This is a genomic window from Deltaproteobacteria bacterium (genome assembly GCA_016219225.1).
Lineage (GTDB): Bacteria > Desulfobacterota > RBG-13-43-22 > RBG-13-43-22 > RBG-13-43-22 > RBG-13-43-22.
The window spans coordinates 1-3616 of record JACRBX010000035.1; the positions used below are offsets into that span (position 1 = coordinate 1).

Genomic DNA, 3616 nt, shown 5'->3' on the forward strand with positions numbered 1-3616 from the left:
GAGGGGGTGACGCAGGTCCAGGTTTTTGAAAAGGTGGGACTGACCTTTGCCAATACCCTTCGTTCCATTCTCAGACAGGACCCGGATGTCATCCTGGTGGGGGAGATCCGGGATGAGGAGACGGCCCAGATGGCCTTGAGGGCGGCCTTTACCGGCCATCTGGTTTTCAGTACCCTCCATACCAATGACGCCGTTTCCACCCTCACCCGCCTCTATAACCTGGGATTTGAACCTTATGTCCTGTCTTCCTGCTTATTAGGCATTCTATCGCAAAGACTTATTCGAAGCAATTGCACCTGTTGCCGGATGCCCTATCAGCCCGACCCCCAGTTTCTGGAGCGGTATCATTTGCGGTTGCCGAAGGAGGATGTCTTTTACAAGGGGTCAGGTTGTCCGGCCTGCAACAATCAGGGGTATAACGGTCGGGAAGGGTTTTTCGAAATGCTCACCGTGACTCCGGCTTTTCGGGAAGCGATCCTGATGAAGGCCCCGGAAACGGAATTGCGGCATTTGGCCATTCAGGAAGGTATGGAAACCCTGCTGGCCTGCGGTCTCCTTAAGGCCAAGGCTGGTCAGGTCTGTCTGGAAGAAATGATGCGGGTTATTCCCTATGAAGCGGGGGCCCGTTTTTGTCCAACCTGTTATAACCCGGTGGAACATTTTTTTGCCTATTGCCCCCATTGTTGCCGGCCGTTGATCATGAAGTGTCGGGATTGCGGTCAAAGGCTGCAACCTTCCTGGCAGGCCTGCCCTTATTGCGGCCAGGGCGCGTCGAGTTCGGAACAGGTTTAAGGTGTACGGCCCAAGGCCCAAGGGAAATAAAACGATATATCTTGATTGTATGGAGATTTGTATTTTGGACGGCGATAAACGCAGATGGCCAAAATTTTTTTAAAGAGCTAATAGAATAATTATCAGCGGGTATCGGAGAAAATCTGCGTCCTAAAAAAAATATTGGAAAACTTGACAGTTTCATTCAAAGATGGTACAAACAATGCCATCGGGACGTAGCGCAGTCTGGTAGCGCACCTGAATGGGGTTCAGGGGGCCGCTGGTTCAAATCCAGTCGTCCCGACCAGAAAATTGAAGGGGGTTGGTCCACCTAAAAATGGGGGATTACCCCCTTTTTCTTTCGAAGGGGAATTGCCGGGACTGTTCAACAAGAAAATAACTTCAGGGATCAGGGATCGGGGGCCGGGTGGCAGGGAGCGTTGAAGCGAAAGTTGCAAGTTTCAAGTTGCAGGTGTAAAAACCCTTAACCCTTAATCCTGAACCTTGGACCTAATTTTTTGGCTTTGTGGTGCCCCCTTGTGGGACATGATGGTTTAGTTTAATATGATGAACAAAAAAACGTCCGTCACCATGACGAATGCCGGGGAGGGAGAATTGATGAAATTCTGTTCATTCAGATGTGAACAGGCCGATAATGAAAAAGCCCAACATGCGGCCTGTCTGGCGGTAAATGGCGTATTCTGCGGGATACTGCTTAGGGTCGTTGAAAAAGGGGCGCCCTGTCCGGTTGAAAACAGTCCGGCAGGCAGTAACAAACCCAGGAAGTCTAATCAATCGGGGTAAACTCCAGCCGGAATCCCAAATTCAATTTATTGTATTCGTTTTGCTTTTTAAAAAACTATTTTCACCGCAAAGCCACAAAGGACGGAAAGGTCGATCGGTCCGGTCGACTTTGTCGAGCTTTTGCAGAGGCTCCCGGCCGGGAGCCGATCTACCGATCTTAATAAGAGACTCCCTTTGGGGGAAAGGAATAATTTTTACTTTCTGTTGAGAGGACAGAAAGTAAAAAGCTTTGCAACTCTTCTGTCGCCTTATCCGGAGCAGCTCATAAGCCTCTGATTGAATTCTTCGGGGCTGAAGCTGTATTCCTGAGTGCCGTAGCTTTCAACCGCAAAGGAAGCGCAGACACTGCCCATCCGGGCGCATTGTTCGATGTCCAGGCATTTTACCAGACCGCTGATCAGTCCGCCCCGGTAGGAATCGCCGGCCCCTGTCGGGTCCTCTATCCGCCTCGGTTTAACAGCCGGAATAGGTATTTCCTGGTTCGGAGTGAAGACCTTTGAGCCCAGTTCACCTAGGGTCACAATGACCGCCCCGGCCCGCCTGACCAATCCTTCTTGCGTTAAACCGGTTTTTTTCATGATCAGGTCCAATTCATAATCATTGGAGATCAGAATCCGGCAGCCTTCTATGGCCTGGAGCAGGTTTTGGGCATCCAGCATGGGAAGGGATTGACCGGGATCAAAGATATAATCGATCCCTTTACCCTTACAAAGCATTGGGTAGTTCACCATGTCCTCCAGATTGCCGGGAGAGACGATCATTAAAGTCTTCCCGGGATTGAGTTGGTCGAAATCCAGGGAGGAAGAGTGTTTCATGGCGCCGGGGTTAAACCCGGTAATCTGATTGTCGGATTGATCGGTAGTAATGTAAGCACAGGCCGTGAATTCATCTTCTATGATTTTAATGTTCCGGGTTGAGATCCCCTTTTGGGCCAACCAGTCCAGGTATCTATGATAATCCTGTCCGAAGGTGGCGGAGATCTCAGGCCGTTCGCCCATGAGGGACAAGGAATAGGCGATATTGCCGGCGGTCCCGCCGAATTTTTCCTTCAACCCATTAACCTGGAAGCAGATATTTAAAACATGAATTTTCTCCGGGAGGATATGCTCCGAGAAGTATCCTGGAAAATCCATGATTCGATCGTAAGCCAGAGATCCGGAAACTATGATATTCACAAGCATTCACCTTTTAGATCAGTTCTATCTCCTCATCAATGAGACACTGTAACCAGTCGTAGACGCCTGGTTCGGTCGATGAGAATTTCGACATGTCTGAATCTTCAATAATTTGGTCAGGGGTCACAAAGCACACCGGCCATCCGGGGATACCCGGAGAGACACCGCAATAATCGTTTATCCGGTAAGCCATGAATCCTGTTTCACTGCAATAAATACGATATCTTTTGTCACGGTGTTTGATTCGCAGCGTCTGGTCGAGCCAGCCTTTGCCTTCAAAGAAGCTGATAAATTTCTGCAAGACTTCCGCGCTGTTTTTATTGGCTGGAATTCGAACGGGCTTTGTCCTCGGGTTCATAATCTGACTCCTCTTGTCTGGTTTCTTTCCACAGCCAGATGACCAGAGTAATGATTCCCATCCAGGCCGATAAGCCGGCAAAAAGGGCCATAAAAACCCGGAATTTGAATTCTACTCCCTTGATTCCCATGGAGATCAATAAAAAGACGACCATCCCCACGAAAATCAAGCCCAATTTTTTCCCGATTCTTTTTAGGTTGATTTTCTCTGACATACTTGGAGTCCGTATTCGAAAAAAAATCTGATTGACACTTCATTCTTTATCAGGAATATATATCATATCCGATTTATTTTTGCACAAATTTTTATTTCGATTTCATTATGAGGTGGTCATGATCGACTTAAATAAGGCCCGGGCTAAAATGGTCAGGGAGCAGCTTATTCCCCGGGGGATCAATGATCTAAGGGTATTAGCGGCCATGGGCAAGGTTCCCAGACACCTGTTTATGGAAGAAGCCCTTTGGGGAGAGGCCTATAACGATTATCCGGTCCCTATCGGAGACCGGCA

The 3616-nt window shown here is 48.7% G+C and carries 6 protein-coding genes and 1 tRNA gene; 4 read left to right on the forward strand and 3 right to left on the reverse strand.

Translation table 11 applies throughout. From position 1 onward, the window contains the following. The 3 genes from tadA to HY879_02585 form a co-directional block, all read left to right on the forward strand. A partial coding sequence (gene tadA / locus HY879_02575) for a Flp pilus assembly complex ATPase component TadA (GenBank protein ID MBI5602216.1) occupies nucleotides 1-792 on the forward strand: 792 nt, incomplete at its 5' end. 209 nt (nucleotides 793-1001) lie between these two features. Beyond that, nucleotides 1002-1078, forward strand: a tRNA-Pro gene (locus tag HY879_02580). A gap of 311 nt (nucleotides 1079-1389) precedes the next feature. Further along, a complete protein-coding gene (locus HY879_02585; GenBank protein MBI5602217.1) occupies nucleotides 1390-1575 on the forward strand; it encodes a hypothetical protein in 186 nt (61 codons plus the stop codon). 248 nt (nucleotides 1576-1823) lie between these two features. On the opposite strand, the gene HY879_02590 is transcribed toward HY879_02585, so the two are convergent. The 3 genes from HY879_02590 to HY879_02600 are packed head-to-tail and all read right to left on the reverse strand — an operon-like array spanning nucleotide 1824 to nucleotide 3322. Beyond that, the gene (locus HY879_02590) at nucleotides 1824-2750 is read right to left on the reverse strand and encodes a carbohydrate kinase family protein (protein MBI5602218.1); all 927 of its coding nucleotides are present in this window, start codon (nucleotides 2748-2750) and stop codon (nucleotides 1824-1826) included. A gap of 13 nt (nucleotides 2751-2763) precedes the next feature. Then, a complete protein-coding gene (locus HY879_02595; GenBank protein MBI5602219.1) occupies nucleotides 2764-3108 on the reverse strand; it encodes a hypothetical protein in 345 nt (114 codons plus the stop codon). Then, complete coding sequence (locus HY879_02600; GenBank protein ID MBI5602220.1) at nucleotides 3068-3322, reverse strand: hypothetical protein; 255 nt, start codon at nucleotides 3320-3322, stop codon at nucleotides 3068-3070. The genes HY879_02595 and HY879_02600 overlap by 41 nt, the downstream gene beginning before the upstream one ends. Nucleotides 3323-3440: 118 nt before the next feature. Between HY879_02600 and HY879_02605 the strand changes: the two genes are divergently transcribed. Further along, the coding region (locus HY879_02605) for a protein-L-isoaspartate O-methyltransferase (GenBank protein MBI5602221.1) at nucleotides 3441-3616 on the forward strand (176 nt) is incomplete at its 3' end.